This is a genomic window from Streptomyces sp. NPDC127084 (assembly GCF_042724175.1).
Taxonomy (GTDB): Bacteria; Actinomycetota; Actinomycetes; order Streptomycetales; family Streptomycetaceae; genus Streptomyces.
Genome location: NZ_JBHXFA010000064.1, coordinates 1 through 13410, shown reverse-complemented (window position 1 = coordinate 13410; position 13410 = coordinate 1). Strand labels below are relative to the sequence as shown.

The 13410-nt window shown below is 71.9% G+C and carries 6 protein-coding genes; 2 read left to right on the top strand and 4 right to left on the bottom strand.

What is annotated here, in order from left to right:
* Nucleotides 1–116 precede the first annotated feature (116 nt).
* Entirely contained in the window at nt 117–1895 is a 1779-nt protein-coding gene (locus ACFWI9_RS16960) for a serine hydrolase (RefSeq protein ID WP_387162698.1), read from the top strand.
* Entirely contained in the window at nt 1858–3207 is a 1350-nt protein-coding gene (locus ACFWI9_RS16955; RefSeq protein ID WP_387162696.1) for an FAD-dependent oxidoreductase, read from the top strand. The genes ACFWI9_RS16960 and ACFWI9_RS16955 overlap by 38 nt, the downstream gene beginning before the upstream one ends.
* Before the next feature lie 174 nt (nt 3208–3381).
* On the opposite strand, the gene ACFWI9_RS16950 is transcribed toward ACFWI9_RS16955, so the two are convergent.
* The 4 genes from ACFWI9_RS16950 to ACFWI9_RS16935 all read right to left on the bottom strand — a co-directional run.
* On the bottom strand, nt 3382–4533 hold the full coding sequence (locus ACFWI9_RS16950; protein WP_387162694.1) for a mannose-binding protein: 1152 nt from the start codon (nt 4531–4533) through the stop codon (nt 3382–3384).
* A 153-nt stretch (nt 4534–4686) separates the two neighbouring features.
* Nucleotides 4687–6030, bottom strand: coding sequence for an RICIN domain-containing protein (locus ACFWI9_RS16945; RefSeq protein ID WP_387162692.1), 1344 nt, complete (start codon nt 6028–6030; stop codon nt 4687–4689).
* Between the two features lie 20 nt (nt 6031–6050).
* Nucleotides 6051–9449: a hypothetical protein gene (locus ACFWI9_RS16940; RefSeq protein WP_387162690.1), complete on the bottom strand. Its 3399-nt coding sequence runs from the start codon at nt 9447–9449 to the stop codon at nt 6051–6053.
* 343 nt (nt 9450–9792) lie between these two features.
* The coding region (locus ACFWI9_RS16935) for a hypothetical protein (protein ID WP_387162688.1) at nt 9793–13410 on the bottom strand (3618 nt) is incomplete at its 5' end.

The window sequence follows — 13410 nt, the reverse complement described above, 5'->3', positions numbered from 1 at the left end:
CCTCGTACCCCCGGGGCCCCTCGTGGTGAAGGATCCTGTGCAGGAAGACCGCGCCACGACGGGAATCAGCCGCGTCGGCCAGGTGGCGGACACCGGTACGGGGAGGTGCTCTGTTGATGCCGTCCGTCCCGGAGGGGTCCGGGTCCGAGGCCGGGTCGGCCACCGTGGGCGGGGCGGCGGCTCCGGGGGCGACCCTGCGCCATGGGACGCCGGAGCAGGCCGGTCTGATCGGGGCACAGCTCGACCGGCTGGTCGCCGCCGCCGAGTCGTACCTCTCCCCCATGACCGCCGAGACGCCCTCGCCCTCCGAGACGCACTCCACCCCTGCGATCTCCCCGCCCAGGCACCCCTGGTACGCGGGGGCGGTGCTGCTCGCCGGTCGCGGGGACACGGTCGCCCTCCACCGGGCGATCGGCACGGCGGTGCGGTACGCGGCGTACGACGAGGAACACGACCAGGGCGTGGAGCTCCCCGCGGACCAGTGGATCCCGATGACACCGGACACGGTCTTCGATCTGGCGTCCCTGTCCAAACTGTTCACCTCGGTACTGGCCGTGCAGCAGCTCGAACGGGGGGCGCTGGACCTCGGCGAGCGGGTCGCGTCCTACCTCCCGGAGTTCGGGGAGGCGGGCAAGCAGGACATCACGGTGCGCCAACTGCTCACCCATACGGCCGGGTTCCGTGCCTGGCTCCCGCTGTACGAGGAACCCACGCGGGAGGCGCGGCTGCGGCGCCTGTGGCAGGAGGCACCCGCGTATCCGCCCGGCACGAAGTACCTCTACTCCGATCTCACCATGATCGCGCTTCACCTCCTTCTGGAGAAGGTCACCGGTCGCGGCCTGGAGGCCCTGCTCCGTGACGAGATCACCGCTCCGCTCGGGATGCGGCGCACACGGTTCAATCCGCCCCCTTCCTGGAAGCCCTCCGTCGCGGCGACGGAGGACGCCCGACCCCCGTGGTCGGGGCTGGACCGGGGGCTGGTGTGGGGTGAGGTGCACGACGAGAACGCCTGGGCTCTCGGCGGTGTCGCGGGCCACGCCGGCGTGTTCTCCCGCGCCTGGGACCTGGCCGTGCTCGCGCGCACCCTGCTGAACGGCGGGGTGCACGGGCGGGCCAGGATCCTCGACCGCGAGTCCGTCGAGCTGATGTTCACGGACTTCAACACGCGCTTCCCCGGTGATGCGCACGGCCTCGGCATCGAGCTGTACCAGCACTGGTACATGGGCGCCATGGCCACCCCGCGCAGCGCCGGGCACACCGGATTCACCGGCACCAGCCTCGTCCTGGACCCGACCACAGACACGTTCCTCGTGATGCTCGGCAACTCCGTCCACCCGGTGCGCACCTGGCGCTCCGGCAGCGCCCCGCGCCTCGCCGCCGCCAATCATCTGGCGCGTGCCGTCGCCGTACCTCCATCGTGCGGACGCACGGCCTGGTTCTCCGGGATGTCACCAGCCACCACCGCCACGCTCACACTCCCCCGGCTCTCCCCGGCCGGAGCGGGCCCGACGCACCTGGGCTGCGCCTTGTGGTGGGACACGGAACCCGCTTCCGGCAAGGTCTTCCTCGAAGCATCGGCCGACGAGGGCGCCACCTGGCGGCCCTTGCCGTTCACTACCGTGTGCGAGGGGCAGCCGCCGCTCGCCCACCCCGGCGGCTGGGTTGCGGGCTGGTCGGGCCGTGTGTGGCACCGTGTGGACTGCGAACTGCCGTCATGGCGGGGCGGTTCACTCACGGTGCGCTGGCGCAGCACGACCGGCGGGCCGTGCGTCGGGCGCGGAGTATATGTGACCGCCATGAGGGTGACCGACGGCCGGCGCACACTGTTCGACGAGTCCCGGCCTTCGGACGCCGCCTGTGTCTCGGCCTCGGGCTGGACAGCGGAGACGGGCTGACAGCACCTGTGCCCACGGCTCGATCCGCAACCGGAAGGGAGGCCGGACGTACAGGCGGTACGTACCGGCGGATAGGGTGCGGGACATGGCTGTCGACACGGATGTGGCGGTGGTAGGGGCGGGTCCGGTCGGTCTGACCGCCGCGTTGCTGCTGGCGCGGGCGGGGCTCGATGTGGTGGTACTGGAGCGCCGCCCCGGTCCGGTGACCGAATCCCGGGCGACCGACCTGCACGCGCGGACACTGGAAGCCCTGGCCCCGAGCGGGCTCACCGCATCGCTGCACCCACTGGGCCGGCGCGTGGACGCGGTGGAGATCTGGGCGCCGGGTCGCCGGCTGGGCGGCTTCGACCTGGCCCGGCTGCGCTCGCCCTACCCGTACATCCTCACCGTCCCGCAGTGCGCGACGGAGGGACTGCTCGCCGCGGAGGCCGAGCGCGCGGGGGTGCGTGTGCACCGCTCGGTGGCCGTGCGTTCGGTCAGCGAGGACGCCGACGCGGTCGCTGTGGAGTCGGACGGCCTCGGTACGCTGCGCGCCCGCTGGGTGGTGGCGGCCGACGGTGCGTCAAGCACCTTGCGTGCCCTGGCCGGTACGGCGTTCCACGGGCACACCTACCCCGGCACCTGGCAGCTCGCGGATCTGCGGGTGGAGAACCCTTCGCTGGACCCCGCGCGGGTGCACATGGTGGGTGGACCGCGCGGGCTCCTTGTGGTACTGCCGATGCACCTCGACGGCTGGGCCCGGGTGGTCCTGCATCTGCCGCACGGCGCGTCAACGGGCGGCACCGGGCCCGACGAAGACGCCGGTCCGGCGGCGCTGGCCGCCGAGGCGGCGGCCAGGGGGTGGAGGGCGGACATCCGCGAGTGCCGCTGGACGAGTACCTTCCGCACCCAGCGGCGCCTCGCGGCAGGCTCGGGCAGCCGGCGGGTGCTGCTGGTCGGCGACGCCGCGCACGTGTGCAGCCCGGTGGGCGGCCAGGGGCTCAATCTGGGCCTGCGGGACGCCGTCTCCCTCGCCGCCGTACTGCCCGACGCCACCGCGGGAAGCGGTGCGGCGGCACGGCGCGGCCCGGCGGACGACGGGCTCTCCCGCTGGCGCCGAGCCCGCCGCGCCGACGCCCTGCGGGTGCTGGCCCGCACCGGCCTCGCCACCCGCGCCTGGACCCTGCGCTCGGCGCCGGCTCGCGCCGTACGCGACACGGCCCTGCGCGGAGTACTCACCACCCCGGCGGGGCGTCGGCTGCTCGCCGAGGCGGTCGCGGGGCCCCGGCCCGAAGGGACCCGGCCAGGCGCGTCCCAGCCAGGCGGACTCTGAGGTTCGACCCCGGTGTGAGCGCTGCCTGAGGGGCACCGACCGCTCGTCGCGTACGGGTTTCACGGTGCCGCACCCGTCGAGCCCGTCCACGCACGTCCCAGGGGCTGCTTCGTCCGCCGCCCCCGGACGCATCGTGCCCCGGGGCAGCGGTTCCCGGCGGTGGGTGCTGCCGGCTCAGGTGGACCAGACCACGGTGTCCCCATCCATGACGACGACTTTGCCGTCCGCCCGCAGCACCAGCTTCGCGCCCTCATGGCCGTAGCTGCCGCCACCCCAGATGGGCCTGTCCTCGGCATTGTGGATCACGAGGTTGCCGTCGGTCTGGAAGATGGCCCTGTGGCGTTTTCCGAAGGTCATGGCCGCCCAGGTCGCTTTGCCGTGCTCGTTGTAGACGACCAGGTTGCCGTCGTCCTGCATGACCATCCGGATCCGGTTGGTGGTCCATGCCTGGCCGACGTTCAGGACGCTGCGCGCCGAGATGACCTGGGTCGTCCAGGCGGGCTTGGGGCTCTTCTTGGGTGTCTTCGGCTTGGCAGCCACCTTGGTCGACTTCGGCGACGCCGTGGCCTTCTTGGGCGAGTCGACCGGCTTCTGCTGCGGCAATGCCCGGGCCTTCTTCTTCGGCGCGGACGAAGGGCTGGGCTTCTCGGTGACGTAGTCGCCGGGAGCGCCGACGGCGGCGTCCTCGTCCAGCACGGTTCCGGAGCCCTGGCCGACCGGTTCCAACGCGGCGCTCCGCCGGTCCTCCCGGTTGTTCAAGCCTCCGGCGAGCAGCAGCGGCACTGCGACGAGCACGGCTCCCGCGATCGCGGCGGCCGCCACCATCGGCTTCTTGGGGCGCCCGCTGTCCGTGGCCGTCCCCGCGGTCTCCTCGGGCGGCGCGGCACCACTACCCGCCGCGACCGCGCCACCCGGCGTCTCTGGCGCTGCCCCGTCCCCGGCTTCGGCAGTGGCGTTGGTGTGGGGAGTGGTACTGGCGTTGGCGTGGGGATCGCCGGCCGAATCGGGCTCCGCGACGCCCGGCGGCGGCGTGGCCTCGGCGGGCGGCGTCGCCGTACCGGGCAGCTCCGGGGCGGCTGCGGGGGGAGCCGTGGGAGCCGACGCTGTGCTCGCTCTCACCCCGCCGGTGCCGGTCTCCGCCGCAGGTGCGGGGGCCCGGGGCGCGGTTTCGCCGGATACGTGCTCCGCGTCGGCGGAGGCCACCGCCGGGCTCAGCACGCCGGCGGGCGGCTCGGAGGAAGCGGGCAGCGGCACGGCCATCCGCACCCGCGGCGCCGCACCGGCGGTGGGGTCGGCTCCGTTGGATATGTCGTGTTCGGGGACCATAAGGTCGCTTCTCCTCAGTGGCGGGCGTCGCGGGCTGTCGGGTCCGTGTCGGGGGAGGGGGTGGTGTTTGGGGATCGGGCGTCGGGAATGGCCTTGACGGTGTGGCCGCACGCGCAACGGCGGTGCCACCGAGTGCCTTGGCGGCCGGAGGTGTCAGGAGAAGGACCAGAGGTGGTCGTCCTTCAGACCGCAGTCGAAGATCGTCAGCCTGGCGTCCTTGCCCCCGGAGCCGTTGAAGCCGCTCACGTCGAGGCACCGGTTGCCGCTGGAGTGGTTGCGGATCCAGAACTTCCCCTCGGACTTCTTGTCGAGGTACCACAGCTGGTTGTCGGCGGTGGTGCCGTTGCAGTGCCACTCGGACACCGGTGTGCCGGCCGCCCGGCCTCCGTAGTACGGAAGGTCGAGGCAGTAGCCGTCCACGCTGTTGCGGATCGTGAAGAGGTCGGCTCCGACGGGTCCGGCGTCATCCTTCGCCACCACCAGGTCCCACAGCTGGTTGTCTCCGGTCCGGTCACACGTGTACTGATTGACCGGACCGTCCAAGGTGCCCTTGCCGTAGTTCGGGACGTCCACGCACAGCCCCGTCATGGCGTTCTTGATCAGCACCTTGGTGGTGGTGCGGAAGTCCGCACCCTGCGGAAGCGTCCTGCCCGTTGCCGTCCTGCGCGCGGGTGCCGCGGCCTTCTCGGCGCGGTTCGGACTGCCGGGAGCCGATGCGCCCGGTGTCGTCGGCGTGCTCCGGGGCCCGGGGACGGCCTGGGTCTCCTTCGCCGGTCTCGCCCCGGGGGCGGTCACGGTCTTCTCCGGTGGGACCGAGGGCGAGGCGGCGTAGCCGTCGGAGCCAGGCGCGGTGTCCGAGCCGCCGTCCTCCAGAAGCGTGCCACCGACGGGCTGCGCCCGGCCGGCTCCAGCGGGCGGTTCGTCGTCCGCGCCGGTCCCGAGCAACAGGAACGGCACACCGACGAGTACGGCGCCGGCGATCGCTGCCGCCGCCAGCAGCGGCTTGCCGGGGCGGCCGTTCGAGGGCTCGTCCCCGTCCGCTGCCGTCCGGCCTCCCTCCGGGTCGGCCGGGTGGCAGGACGCGGCGGACGCCACGGGCACGGTGGGGGGCGCCGCCGACCCGGAAGCGGCCTGCGGCGGGGCCTCGGGGACATGGTGCGCCCGGCCGGATGTCCCGGGGAGGAGGGCTGCCCGCGCCGGAGTGCCCTCCGGAGCCGTCTCACCGCCAGGACCGGCCGAAGCGGTGGGTTCACCACTGACGGCCAGGGCCGCCGCAGGCGCCGTGCCCGCTCCGGTCGCCGCCGATGCGGCGGCAGTTGCGGTGCCCGCAGCTGGGGCCGCCGTTCCGGTGACCTCGGACGACGAAGGTTCGGGCCGACCGGCCGCCGCGAGGAGGCCCTGCGGTGGGGAGCCCGGCGCGGCTGCCACAGCAGGGAGGACGGACGCCCGGCGCACGGCGGGACTCGGCGTCGCCGTGCTGTCATCTTGCTGCGGCATCGCTACTCCATTCCATAGAGTCAGTGGTCGAGTGAGCCCACGGGTCCGGCACAGCGGCCGGGCCATTCGAACGTCCCGGACCCGGAGGGGCGTTGCGCCAGGGCCTCATCGAGGCGAGCGAGTACGGAGCGGTCCTGGTCGTCCAGTTGCGTCCGGCTGAGGGGAGCGGCGCCCGGAACCACCGGTAGTTCCCGCAGGAGGACGAGCGGCGACGGGCCCTCGCCGCGCACATCGAGCACCTTGAACACGGTGCCGGGCGCGAAGACGACCTCGTCTGCCTGGGCATGGGAGCCCGTGGCGCCGAACAACTGCCGGACCCGGCGACCGGTCACCGACCAGATGGCGTACCGGGTGCTCGCCGGGTACGCGCCGGAGCCATCGCTCGGCAGGGCACCTACCGGGGCCGGATCCCGCAGGACGGCACCGGGCGCGGGTGTCCGGATCGTCTCGTTGCCGAAACCACCGGTACCGCGCAGCGCTGGGCCCCGGAAGGACGGCAGACGCCGCAGGGCGGAGGCTACGCAGGCCGCGTAGGGCAGCAACCGCGGGTCGCCGGTGCGCAGGCACCGGTCGAGTTCCTCGTGGCCGAGCGGGCCGTCCGAGGTGCGCAGATAGAGGAGCAGCGCGACCAGGTCGGCGCGCGCTGCCTCCTGCTCGTGCCCGCGCAGCGCGGGCATCCTGGTGAACGTGCGGGTGACGACTGCCGCCTGGCGGTCCCACACCGCGTCCGCGAGGGCACGGAACGCGGCACGCTCGGCCGGCGTGCTCTGGTGTCCGGGCTGGAAGGGAACAGCGGGCAGCGGCTGCGCCGGGGATGCGGGCTGCTGCACCGGAGCGGGGCGTGCGGGCTGCTGAACCGGAGCGGTGTCCGGGACCGGCGGAGTCGTCGGCGCCCCGGGTGCGCGCGCGGGCGGTGCTTCGGGGCCGTGCGGCTCCTCGGCACGCCCGGGAGCGGCACAGGTGAGGCTGGGCCGGACCGGGGGACCCGGCGAGGATGCTTCCTCACGTCCGGTGTCCTGACCGCTGCCGCGAACCGCAGGGGTCGTGTTCGCCTCGGCGCCGCGGCTCGCCGGGCCCGTGGGCGCGATCGCAGGCGGGGAGGACAGGGCGGACGAAGGCGTGGGGGCGGTGGCAGCGGTGGCCGTGCCGCTGGTGGCGCCATCCGGCGCCGACACGTGCTCGGGCGTGGTCCGGGCGTTGTCCGGTTCCGGTTCCGGTTCCGGCAGCGCCCTTCGCCGCGGCACCGGCACCGGGTGCGCTCCGCGATCCGGGTGCGGCTCGCGGTCCGGGTCGGCGGCCAGCGGTGAGGAAACAGGGCGGGCCTGAGGACGGGTCTGCTGGATACCGGTCGGTCCGGTCGCTCCTGCCGACCCGCCTGCGCGAGCGACGTGACCGGCCGCCGCACTGGCCGCCGCTGCCGCGGAGTTCGACTGCGGAGGCGCGGAGGCAGCGGGTACGGCAGGCGCCGCAGGTAAGCCCGACGTACGGAGGGGCTGATTCCGGTCCGGCCGGGCGTGCGTACCGAGCTCGCTCACCGTGGCGGGTACACCGGCCGTCACCCCGGTGGGGCCGGGAGGTGTGGCCGTCACCGTCGGCACGTGACGCGGCGGGGTGGGCGGCAGCGCTGGCCCGGCGGCACGGCCCGGGTCGCCGTCCGCGCCGAAGTCCGCGTCCGAAGGCGGGCGGGTGGCGGCACCGGAAGGCGGCACGGGTACGGCCGGCTCATGGGAGCCACCGAAGCCGGTCGCTGCGGGAGCACCGGCGCCCGCCGGAGCGGTCACCGCATCGGGCCGGATGCCGGTAAGCGGCACCGATCCAGCGGCGGGCATCGGAGATCTCGGCAGCGGGACGTTCGCGGTCGGAACGTTCACCGCCGGGAGGTTCGCGGCCGGGAGGTTCGCGGCCGGGACGTTCGTGGCTGGACCGGGACTGCTGCTCACCACCGGCTGACGCGGTTCCCCCTGAGAGGTCGCGGGGTGGCTCGCGGGCTCGCCCGTCGACTGTGCCGGACGGGGTTCGGCTGGCGCCGTCCTGGCGAACGCCGCGAAACGCAGGCTCCTGACCTGGTACTGGGCGGCCAGTCGGCGCAGCTCCTGGCCGCCGTCGGCGGCAGTACCGTGCACGTGCATACGAGCCCGGGAGGACATACCCGGCGGCAGCGCGGCGAGCAGTCGCTCCAACACCGGCGACAGCGACCGGTCCAGTACCTCACCGGGCCGGCCCACCTCGATTTCCGGGCCGCGGGCGTCGACCGGGCGGGCCGGAAGCGCGACCGGCTCGGAGTCTGTCCCGCTGATCCACAGTCCCGCCCGTGTCGCGGTGACCTGCCACCGGTCGGACAGGCGCACCAAGCCGCGCTGGGCGTTGCCCGGGCCGGGTAGCGGCGGGGTCCAACGCAGCAACCGGGGCGCGGAGTTGCCGGGGGCACAGACCACGGAGTCGACGAAGGGCTGCCAGCTCGGCGTCCCGTCGGTGCCCACGGCCATCGAGCGCACGGTGTCGCGGTGCAGACCGGAATCGGCGAGCAGCGGCAGCCCGCTGTAGACGACGACCTCGGCATCGGTCAGTTCGGCGACGCCCTGACCGACGCGCAGCACGTCCCGCTGGCCTCCCGGGGCGAGCCGCAGGGCGGCGCGTGCGGTCTCGGACAGTGCCGTCACGACATCCGCCACATCGTCGGTGACGACGTCCTCCCCGTCCGGCACGCCTACGACGACGAGGAGTCCGCGCCGGTCGACGGGGACAGCGAAGCACAGATCGTCCGGGCGCGGAGCGCGGGCTCGGTCGGGCCGGATGAGCACCCCGGCCGGTATGTGCTGGACGACGCACCCGTTACGGGTGCGGGACGGCAGGCTGCCGGGGGCGGGCTGCCAGTCCGGGGCGGGCTGGCGGGGTCCCAGGGGGACCGGCGGGGCGCCAGGCGAGAAGAGCCACCAGCCGCGTTCCCGGTCGACCGATGCGGAGCCGGGTGGCAGCTCGTGGACGAAGAGTCCACCGCCCGGCACGCCGAGGACCGTGCCGTCGGGGGCTATGACATCGAACCCCCAGGCGTCGGCTATCCGCCGGGCTACGGACGGCAGCCCGGGACGCTCGTCACCCGCACCGGACATGGCGAGCCGGATGGTGCCGACACCGTCACCGCGCAGGGTGTCGAGGAGGGCGGCCAGTCTCGGCCACAGAGCGGGAGCCGAGGCTTCGTCGGCACCCGCGACCACGGTCATCGTCCCGTCGCCGTCCGACTCCAGGATCCGGGTGAGGTCGGCGATGTCGGCAGGTACCAGCAGTTCGTCGGAGAACCGCCTCAGCAGCACGAGGCGGTCGTACTCCTCCACGAGGAATCCGGGCTGAGCGGATTCGTCCTGCCGCGTCCGGACGGTGCCGGACGGGCGTGCCTCGGCCCGGCGGCGGCCCCAGCGCATCAGCGGTGCCCTCCCTCGAAGGCCCGGACCGGAGAATCAAGGTCCGGCACTATTTCATACACCACATACATAGAAGGTGAATCCCCGGTGACATGACTGATCGGTTATGTGGACTGCACTCGGATCCATGAACGCCTCATGGGCGCTCCGCGAAGCGGCTCAAGGGAACTCCGCGGCGGCGGTCTTCCACGCGAGGCCACCCCACCTGGCAACTCCCGTGATCGACGGGCGAACCGGGCTGCCGCCGGACAGCACATACAAACGTGACGGATTTTCGCGGTACTTGCCTGTCGCATGAGGAACCTGCCTGCCCCGGATCATACGTGGCCGCCTGGACAAGATGTCACGACGGATCCTCCAGGACGAAATACCGCGTGCCATCGAAAAGCAGGCGTACCGTGCCGTGTTGACCGGAACCGAAGGTGTGCGAGCGACCGTCCGCGGTGACCACGACGATCTCGACGTCGAGGACCGCCGCGGCTGCCGCGACCTCGCGCACCCAGCTTCCGCCGCCCTCGCCTGACTCCTCGCCAACTCCCGTCGCACCGAGGCCGCCCGTTGCACCGAGACCACCCGTTGCACCGTCAGCCGCGACGCCGTCGGCCGCTGCCGCCTGACTCAGCAGCCAGCGCAGATGCTGCTCCTGGGTCAGCCCGAGCTCCCCCACTGTCAAGGAGCCTCCCAGCAGGACCGCCTGAGCTGTCCGGCCGCCGGTCAGGGTCACTCCCAACCCTGCCAGATCGGCCACCGGAACCAGGCGGCCGCGGTCGGTGCGCAGCGGCGAACCGATCTCCCCGAGTGCCGCCACCAGGGCCTCGGGGAAGGACAGTCCCTCCCCGGATGTCTGCGCCAGGTGGCCGGCTCCCTCCCGGACTGTCGGCTCTTGCGGGGCGGGCACGGATTCAGCGGTGTCAGGAGTCCGGTGCGTCTGCGCAGCTAGGTGAGCAAGCGTCAGTTCCGTGCCGGGAGCCAGCAGATCGCGGGCGCGCCCGGCGGCATGCCACAGAAGCGACAGAGCCTTCTCCGGGTCCTCCTCGACGATCCCGGCCGACCGGGCCAGCTCGAGCAGTGCCCGATCGTCGGCGCGAACGATGAACGGGGCGGGGGACGCAAGCCGGTCCAACGCCGTGCTCAGCTCGCGCTCCTCGTCCCCGACACCGTCCTCCGGGTCGTACAGCCTGGTGATCCGCTGGTCCGCCAGGCGTTCGGCACCGCCCGGGCTGCCGATCTCCCTGCCCAGCTCGACGCTGAAGCCAACGCTCTGACGGGCCGCGAAGTCGCGCAGGAAGCGCGCCATGCTCTCGGCTTCCGCACGGGTGGTGAACCGCTGGGCGGACCCGAACAGGTCACCCCAGTTGAGCACGATCCGGTCGACGTCGGTCCAGGACAACCCTCCGTGGATCTGGCTCTCGAAGTACCGTCCCACAGCCGCGTAGCCGAGCTCCGCCACGTCACGGTTCATCTCAGGGTCGTAGCGGAAGCGGGTGGCCTCGGCCAGCGCCAGCCTCACGCGCCGCTCCTCGCCGTGCGCGAGCAGAGGGAAGACGTGGGCGTTGTCCGTGTACGACAGCACACCGCGCTCCCCCGTGTCGGCACTGTCACCCGGGGTGTGGGTGACCCTGGTACGCACCGACTCCTTCCAGCGGACGACGGCACTGCCGTAGGAGTAGGTGCCTCCCTTCTGCGCCGCGGACACCAGAGCCGCGTATTTGGGGAGTTCGTTCGGGCTCGGCGGATCGAAGTCGCCACCGCCTGGGCCGTCCTGCGGTGTGCCGTCGACACGGCGCAGAGCTGCTGCGTAGCCCTGGAGCTCCTCGACCCAGCCGCGGCCGGCACGGCTGGCTGTCCCTCCCGTCGTGCCGCTTTCCCAGAAGTTGCGGAAGCTGGAGTCGGAAGTGAGCGCCTCCGCTCGCGTGGGGACGGTGCCGTCGGGGCGCGGGGCCGCACCCGCGGGACGGCTCGCGAGGTCGAAGTTCGAGGCGATCGGCAGCCGCCTCACATGATCGTGGGTGGCTTGGAGGATCTCCGCCATACGCTCCGTGTCGTCCACCGGATACCTGGTATGGAAAGCGGAGTTGAACTGAGTAACACGCTGAAGGAACGCCTCTCGGTCGCGCTCGTGGAACAACTCGCCGCGTTGTTCGGCAGCAAGCAGCGCCCATGACTGACTAGGCGTCAGGTCTTCCCAGCCGGCACGGTGGCGGGGGTTGCCGGGGTCACGCATGGCGTACAGCGACTCCACGTCCTGCGCATCCGGAACCATGTGCCGGTCGCCCTGGCCGGCCCCAGCCACGTGCTGCGAGGCGTGCACGGTCAACGGCTGGCGGTGCCGGGTTCCCGGGAGTGGACGGCTGATCGCCTGTTTCGCCAGCTCCCGCCGGTCCAACTCCTGCGGCAAGATCATCGTGGCGGTGGCGTCGGCCTCGGTGATCGTGGCGGGGGAAGGCGCGGCGCCGCCGGGCGGTGCGGCGTGCAGGGCGGCTTGTTCGCGTCGCCGCATGCGTTCCACACGCCGGCTGATCTCCGCTTCGATCCACGGAACTCGGGCCGCGGCGGCCTCCGCCTCCGCGTCCCAGACCGCCTGGCTCACCTCGCCCGGGGTGACCACACGCAGCCCCGTCAGCATCCGCCCGAAGTCACGCGCGTTGCCATGCCCGATACCGATGTTGTGATGCGTCTTCCCCTCAATGACGTCATCGACATCCGCCTGCACATGGAAGTTCGCCCCCGCCCCCGTACGCAGACGCTCCTGATGCACCAACGCAGACGCGGGGATCTGATACGCACCCTGCTGCTGGTTCGGCACACCGAACCCGGTGACGAACCGCCAATAGTCCCGCCACACCATAGTGAACTCGACGACCACCTCGTCATCCGAAGCAGCGTTCGCGTTACTGAACACACTCGTATGCGACAACGACGTCGTGAAGAACTTCCGATACTGCCCACTCTGGTTATAGGCCATCGCCGCCTTCAAACCAGCAGCCGGAGTCCTGTCCTGAAACTCCTCCGCCTCCAGAACCGACATCTTCCGATACAACCGCATCGGATCACCCGACCGACGCGAGATCGGCTTCGCAGACGCCGCCTGCCCCGCACGAATCTTCACCAACTCATCGTGGAACCCGGCCATCTGCTCGATCATCCGCCGCTTCAACGCCAGGTCCGGCACCAGCACACTCTGACCATAAGCAAACACGTAATAGCCACTGTTGAAATCAGCCGCGGAATCATCGGTCTCGAAGAACCTTGCATACGCCCGGTAATAATCCTCCATCACCCACGACGTCACCTGATCCGCCGGAGGCGCACCATGCACAGACACGGATACGTCATCCGAGACCGGCGAGTCACTGGTGCCGTCAGGCGAGGAACCGCCCTCCACGCCCTCCGAGGAGATATCCGAAAAGCCAGAACCAGTCGGGGTTGAGGAGGGGGTGTCGTCGGCGGCTTCATCGACGCTGGTCATGAAGTCGAGGAACGCGTCGTACTTCGCATTGTCCGCAGCAGTCGCGGCGACCGGGTTCGCCACAGCCCCGTGCACCGCTTCCGGATCCGCCCCATACAGGCGCTCCAACAACGGCACCAGCTCCGGCTCGTTCACCCGCACCCACGCAGCACCATTGTTCCGCGCCCGACCCGTCACCGAATCAACACCATGATTCGTGCCCAGATACGCGTTACTCAACTGCGCGAAGAACTCGAACGCATCCGTCGACGAATAATTGTCAGCGTCCATACCCCAGAGGTCGCGTCGCACACCGTCCGGCCAGGCGATGTCGTGTCCGGCCACCCGCTTCGCCTCGAAGACCCGGCTGATCAACTCCCGGTCCTCGTCGGTCAGTGCGACGGCGTGCAATAGATGTGCCATCTCATGCGTGGCTGACGAATAGCCCTCCGGCTGGGTCGGCACCACACCCACCGGTGTGCGCTCGCCCAGCAGGTTCTCCTCCGGGACCGC

Coding starts and splice junctions, on each gene's coding strand:
- ACFWI9_RS16945 (WP_387162692.1), bottom strand. CDS start 6,030: ATGCCGCAGCAAGATGACAGCACGGCGACGCCGAGTCCCGCCGTGCGC.
- ACFWI9_RS16960 (WP_387162698.1), top strand. CDS start 117: ATGCCGTCCGTCCCGGAGGGGTCCGGGTCCGAGGCCGGGTCGGCCACC.
- ACFWI9_RS16940 (WP_387162690.1), bottom strand. CDS start 9,449: ATGCGCTGGGGCCGCCGCCGGGCCGAGGCACGCCCGTCCGGCACCGTC.
- ACFWI9_RS16950 (WP_387162694.1), bottom strand. CDS start 4,533: ATGGTCCCCGAACACGACATATCCAACGGAGCCGACCCCACCGCCGGT.